At 65.8% G+C, this 6,352-nt stretch carries 4 protein-coding genes; 3 read left to right on the forward strand and 1 reads right to left on the reverse strand.

Annotation, left to right across the window (positions count from 1 at the left end):
• The first annotated feature begins 159 nt into the window (after positions 1–159).
• Both ACFWVD_RS26850 and ACFWVD_RS26855 read left to right on the forward strand, forming a co-directional pair.
• Positions 160–684: a YdcF family protein gene (locus tag ACFWVD_RS26850; protein WP_379247406.1), complete on the forward strand. Its 525-nt coding sequence runs from the start codon at positions 160–162 to the stop codon at positions 682–684.
• Between the two features lie 75 nt (positions 685–759).
• Positions 760–1,707 (forward strand): NADP-dependent oxidoreductase, encoded by a 948-nt coding sequence (locus ACFWVD_RS26855; protein WP_379247408.1) that lies wholly within the window; start codon positions 760–762, stop codon positions 1,705–1,707.
• A 74-nt stretch (positions 1,708–1,781) separates the two neighbouring features.
• On the opposite strand, the gene ACFWVD_RS26860 is transcribed toward ACFWVD_RS26855, so the two are convergent.
• Positions 1,782–4,991: a heterodisulfide reductase-related iron-sulfur binding cluster gene (locus ACFWVD_RS26860; RefSeq protein WP_379247410.1), complete on the reverse strand. Its 3,210-nt coding sequence runs from the start codon at positions 4,989–4,991 to the stop codon at positions 1,782–1,784.
• A gap of 507 nt (positions 4,992–5,498) precedes the next feature.
• Here ACFWVD_RS26860 and ACFWVD_RS26865 point away from each other — a divergent pair.
• Positions 5,499–6,137 (forward strand): hypothetical protein, encoded by a 639-nt coding sequence (locus ACFWVD_RS26865; RefSeq protein ID WP_379247412.1) that lies wholly within the window; start codon positions 5,499–5,501, stop codon positions 6,135–6,137.
• The last annotated feature ends 215 nt before the right edge of the window (positions 6,138–6,352 follow it).

Genomic DNA, 6,352 nt, shown 5'->3' on the forward strand with positions numbered 1-6,352 from the left:
ATCGTCGGCCTGCGCTGTGCGGGACTGCTCAGCCAGCGGGTTGCCCGGCGTAATCGACCAATTCGGGGGTCCTATAGGCGGAATTTCGATGGAGAGACGGCGAATTGGTCGATTACGCCGGGCACCGAGGACGCGATGTCGGTTCACTAGCATTCGGTTATGCGCCGGATCCTGTTCGCCACGGGGGGATTGCTGGTCGCGGTGTTGATCGCGGTGATCGCGCTGTGGCCGGTCTACGTACGGCCGCGTACCGATGCGGTGCGGGTGGCCGATGCGATCCTGGTGCTCGGCGGGGCCCACGACGGGCGCGAACAGCTCGGACTGCGGTTGGCGGCGCAGGGGTACGCACCGCGCGTGTTGATCTCCAACCCCTACGAGCACAGTCCGATGGTGAACCGAATCTGCCACGGCGGCTACAGCTTCGAGGTGATCTGCTTCGACCCCAGCCCGCGCACCACCCTCGGCGAGGGGCGCGAGCTGGCCCGGCTCGGCGCCGACTGGGACCGCGTCATCGTGGTCACCTTCACCCCGCACATCTCCCGTGCCCGGTACATCCTCGGGAAGTGTTGGTCGGGGGACCTGCTGTTCACCGACCCTCGCCCGCACCTGTCACCGGCGCGGTGGGCGTGGGACTACGCGTATCAATCGGCGGGATATGTGAAGGCCTGGTTCGCGGACTGCTGACGGGTGTCGTACGGCCTGGTTGCGCCGCGCCGCCGATACCGTTGATCGAAAATCCCGAGCGTGGAGGAGCTGACGATGGTCGATCGAATGCGCCAGGCCCAACTCGATGAATGGGGCGGACCGGAGGTATTGCACGTCGTGGACGACGCTGCCGTGCCCGAGGCGTATCCCGGGCACCTGCTGCTCGAGACGGCGTCGATCGGGATCAATCCCGTGGACTGGAAGACTCGCGCCGGCTCGGGTGTCGCCGACCAGCTCCCGGCCGCGCGGCCGCTGGTGCTCGGGTGGGATATCGCGGGCAAGGTGGTGGCCACCGGGCACGACTCGACCGGGTTCTCTGTCGGAGACATGGTTTTCGGGATGGCGGGGTTTCCCGGACTCGGTAATGCCTACGCGGACTATGTGGCGGTGCGCGCGATCGACGTCACGCACGCGCCCGCCGATGTGGACCCCGCGGAACTGGCGGGCACGCCGATGGTGTCGCTGACCGCCTGGCAGGCACTGTTCGCAATCGCGGAACTTGTTGCGGGACAGAAGGTTCTCGTGCAGGGCGGGGCGGGTGGCGTCGGGCACATGGCGGTGCAGTTCGCGGTGAACGCCGGGGCCACGGTGTTCGCCACGGCGGGGCCGTCGGACCAACAGTTCGTCACCGAACTCGGCGCGACCCCGATCGACTACACCAAGGGCGACTTCGCCGACCACATCGACAACGTCGACCTGGTCTTCGACACCATCGGCGGCAAGGTCTTCCTCCGCTCACTCGACGTCCTCGCCGACGGCGGCCGCATCGTCACCACACCGAACCCCAGCCAACTCGACGTCGCACGTCGTCGCGGCATCCGCGCGGACTGGGTGTTCGTCCACCCCGACCAAGCACAACTCACCGAAATCGCCGCCCTGCAGTCCGCGGGCAAGATCCACACCCGCATCGCCCGCAGCTTCACCCTCGCCGAGATCGCCGAGGCACACGCCTACGGGGAGCAAGGCCTCGCCCACGGGAAGATCGTGGTCACTCCGCGCTAGGGCGATCAACGAGTAAACGGGAACGCTCCCGGATTCCGAGGAATCCGGGAGCGTTCCCGTTGTGTTCAGGGTGTTCAGTTCTTGCGGCCGGGGGCCTTTGCGCTGGACTTGAAGCCGAGGCCGCCCGGCTTGGCGGTCGGGGGGGCTGCCGGGGTGCCGTTGCCGGTGGGCTCGGGTGCCTTGGCGGCTTCCGGTGCGGGTTGAGCCGCGGATTCCGTGGGGGCCGGGGAATCAGCCGGTGCCGCAGCGGGTGCCGTGGGTTCGGCCGGTGCCGGGGTGCCGGGGGTCTTGGTCGGGCGTTTGAAGCCGGACTTCATGGCTAGGCCCTTGACGGGGACCGACGGCTTGGATTCGGCGGGGGCCGAAACCTCGGGGGTGGCGGGGGCTTCCGTGGGGGTTGCCTCTGCTGCCGGGGTTGCCGGTGCCGACGGTGCTGCCGGAGCCGCCGCGGACTTGGCGCCGGGGGCCTTTGCCTTGCCCTTGAGGCCGAGACCCTTGACCGGGGGTGCGGTGGGGGCCGGGGTGGCTTCGGGGGCAGGGGTTTCCGCGGCGGGAGTGGCCGGGGCGCTTGCGCCGGGAGCCTTGGCGCCGGGGGCTTTTGCGCTGCCCTTCATGCCGAGGCCGCCGCCGGGAGCCTTGGCTCCGCCCTTCATGCCGAGGCCCTTGACCGGAGCCGCGGGGGCCGCGGTTTCGGTGGCTGCTTCGGTTGCCTTGGCGCCGGGGGCTTTTGCGCCACCCTTCATGCCGAGGCCGCTGCCGGGAGCTTTTGCTCCGCCCTTCATACCGAGGCCCTTGGCGGGAGCGGCTTCAGCGGTCGGGGTGGCGTCGGCCGCGGGGGCCTTCGCACCCGGTGCCTTGGCTGCGCCCTTCATGCCCAGGCCGCCGCCGGGAGCCTTGGCGGCGCCCTTCATGCCGAGACCGCCGCCGGGAGCCTTCGCGGCACCCTTCATGCCCAGACCGCCACCAGCGGGAGCCGTCTTCGCAGCAGCAGCCGCGGGCGCGGCCTCGACGACCGGTTCCGGCTCCGGCTCGGGTTCCGCTTCGACCTTCGGCTCCTGGACAACAACCAGGTTCGCCGACAACTGCGACGCGTCGATACGGGTGATCGAGTCCAGGATCAGCTGCGAGACATCGACGACCTCGACACCTTCGCCCTGTCCCTGTTCCTGACGTGCGGTCACGCCGTCGTTGAGCATGACCCGGCAGAACGGGCAACCGGTCGCGATCTTGGTCGGGTTGGTCGACAGTGCCTCGTCGACCCGGTCGACGTTGATGCGCTTGCCCAGCTGCTCTTCCATCCACATCCGGGCACCACCGGCACCACAGCACATGGAACGTTCCGCGTGCCGGGGCATTTCGACCAGGGTCGAGCCCGAGGCTTCCATCAGTTCACGCGGGGCGTTGTAGATCTTGTTGTGCCGACCCAGGTAGCAGGGGTCGTGGTAGGTGATGTTCTGCGAGACCGTGGCCACCGGGACCAGTTGCTTGTTGCGCACCAGGCGGTTCAGCAGCTGGGTGTGGTGCACGACCTCGTAGGTGCCACCGACCTGCGGGTACTCGTTGTTCAACGTGTTGAAGCAGTGCGCGCAGGTGACCACGATCTTCTTCTTGGACTGCTCGACACCTTCGAACACCGAGTTGATGGTCTCGATGTTCTGCAGGGCCAGCTGCTGGAAGAGGAATTCGTTGCCCGCGCGGCGAGCGGAGTCACCGGTGCAGGTTTCCTCGGCACCGAGCACCATGAACTTGGTGCCCGCGGTAGCGAGGAGTTCGGCGACGGCTTTGGTGGTCTTCTTCGCGCGGTCTTCGTAGGCGCCGGCGCAACCGACCCAGAACAGGTACTCGTACCCGTCGAAGCTGTCGGCGTCTTTACCGAACACCGGGATGTCGAAGTCGACTTCCTTGATCCAGTTCAGGCGATCCTTGGAGTTCTGACCCCACGGGTTGCCCTTGTTCTCGAGGTTTTTGAACAGGCCGGCCAGCTCGGAGGGGAACTCCGACTCGATGAGCACCTGGTAGCGGCGCATATCGATGATGTGGTCCACGTGCTCGATATCGACCGGGCACTGCTCGACACACGCGCCACAGGTGGTGCAGGACCACAGGACCTCGGGATCGATGATCCCGCCGATCTCCTCGCCACCGATCATCGGGCGAGCGGCCTCGGCGCGAGCGGCCTCGGGGATCTTGGCCAGTGCGGCCTCGTCGGGCTTGCCGTCAGCGTCGACCAGACCGACCTCGTCGCCTGCGGCATCCTTGCGGCCACCGGCCAGCAGGTACGGGGCGGCGGCGTAACCGTGGTCGCGCAGCGACATGATCAGCAGCTTCGGCGACAGCGGCTTACCGGTGTTCCAGGCGGGGCACTGCGACTGGCAGCGGCCACACTCGGTGCAGGTGGTGAAGTCCAGCCAGCCCTTCCAGGAGAAGTCCTCCATGTGGCCCGCGCCCAGGCTGTCGACCTCGGGGTCGACGTTCTCGATGGTGAGCACCTTGCCGTGCGACATCATCGGGGCGGCGGCGCCCAGCGCGACACTGCCGTCGGCCTCACGCTTGAAGTAGATGTTGAAGAAGGCGGAGAAGCGGTGCCAGGCCACGCCCCAGGTGATGTTGCGGCCGACCAGGTACAGGAAGGCCATGCCCGACATCAGCTTCACGAACGCGAAGATCGACACCATGGTCGGGCTCGCGGGCAGCAGCTTGGCCACCTGCATGGTGAAGAAATCGGTGGAAGCGTGCGCGTGACCGTAGGTCGCGAGTTTGCCCGCCTTGACGAAGATCATGCCCAGGCCCTCCATCAAGACGATCGTCTCGATGACATAGGCGGGCGCCATCTTGGAGCCGCTGAAACGCGACAGGCGCGCGGGCACACGCGGGTGGTTCAGCTGGCGGATGGTGATCAGCGTGACGATGCCGACCACGGTGCCGATGCCCAGGATCTCGTCGAGCAGGTGGTAGGCCGCGGTGCCGCCGATGAACGGCCAGTGGAACGACGGGTCGAAGGTCTGGCCGTAGGCCTCGAACCACAGGATCGCGCCCAGGATGAAGCCGGTCATGACCAGCCAGTGCGGCCAGCCCACGGTGCGGAACTTGTTCATCCGCGTATGGGCCGCGACCTCGATGAACATGTGCTTGAACCGCGGGAAGAACGGTCGCCAACGATCGGGAGCTGGCTGGCCGATGGTGATGGCCTTGCCGATGTTCCAGGCGCCGCCGATAAACGACGCCCAACAGAACAGGCTGAGCACAGCTCCAATCGTGCCCAACGTGATAGTCAGGGCATTCATGTCGCGACCTTTCTTTCGAGGCAACACGAGGGTCAGCGATGGACAGACTCCACCGAGGTTGCTCGTATCGTAACCGGCCCTAAGTTACCCGTCAGTAACTACCGCTGTCCACCGTAGGATCGGCATTTGCGCTCTGACCTTGTTTACTGGGGCTTGACCTGGATATTGCCTGTGAGCAATATCACAAAAATGTTTGCTACGGGGTTCCAGTAGCTGCTGGTGAACACCGTAAACCGTGCGTGAACTGCGGCGACACTAAGGTCAGGCTTACTAACTTCGCCGAAATTCCTTCTGGCCACTGGGGTTTCAGTCCATTAGGCTCCAGCTGTTCTGCATGCTGTGCCGGTCTTCACACTGCTCGGGGAGAAGTCGGGGACATCTCACCAGATGTCCTCGCTTGACGAGATCTCGCGTGTTGCTGGACCGCACGCCGCACCACACCTGATGAATGGAACCTGAATGAACTTCCGTAGGACTACTGCGGCTGCCGCACTGGTTATCGGGGCGATGACCGTTGCCATGGGCACCGCACATGCCGACGAGGCGCCGCAGGACATCAAGTACTCGGTCAAGCTCGTCGACAAGACGGTGGTCGCTACCGTCAAGAACGGCACCTTCTCGATTGTCGAGCAGGATGGGGAGACCCCCGAGGCTCCCAAGACTCAGATCGCCGAGATCAAGGACACCAGCGGGGCCGTCGTGATCGCGCTGCCGATCGCGTTCTCCATCGGTGGGGCCGAGATCCCGACCAAGGCTGCGGTCGTCAAGGACTCGACCGTCCTGGAGCTGACTCCGGAGAAGCCGGCCGGCGTTGCCATCGGTCAGCAGGTTGTCAGCCCGAAGCCTGTCCTGAAGGACATCGCTTCGGCGCAGGAGAACCAGCGGGCGATCAACGACTTCTCCAGCAAGTTCAGCATCGGTACTGCCATCGGCACGTTCGTTGGCACTGCTGTCGGTGCGGCGATCGGTTGCGTCGTGACGATTCCGGTGGGCTGCATTCCGGGTCTGACCGTGGGTGCCGCTGTTGGTGGGATCGTGGGCATGATCGCTATCGGTGGGCCGACCATGGCCGTAACCGGGTGGGAGCTGCTGCAGGTGCTGCAGGCTCCGGATGGCACGACTGTGTGGGCTGACAAGCCTAAGTAGGGATTGCGCTTTGGGCCCCGCTCCTGGTTGGAGCGGGGCTTTTTGCTGTGTGGGGGTGGTGGTGCTGGGAGGGGTTGTTCGGCAGAGCTTCAGGGTTTGGGGGTCCCGGGATGATTTGTATGGCAGAGCTTCAGGGTTTGAGTGGTCCCGGGTTGTTTGAGGCTGTGTTTTTGGAGCGCTGGCGCGCTCGAGCGCGGCCCCTGAGGGGCCGCGAG

The organism is Nocardia sp. NPDC058666 (assembly GCF_042714895.1).
Classification (GTDB): domain Bacteria; phylum Actinomycetota; class Actinomycetes; order Mycobacteriales; family Mycobacteriaceae; genus Nocardia.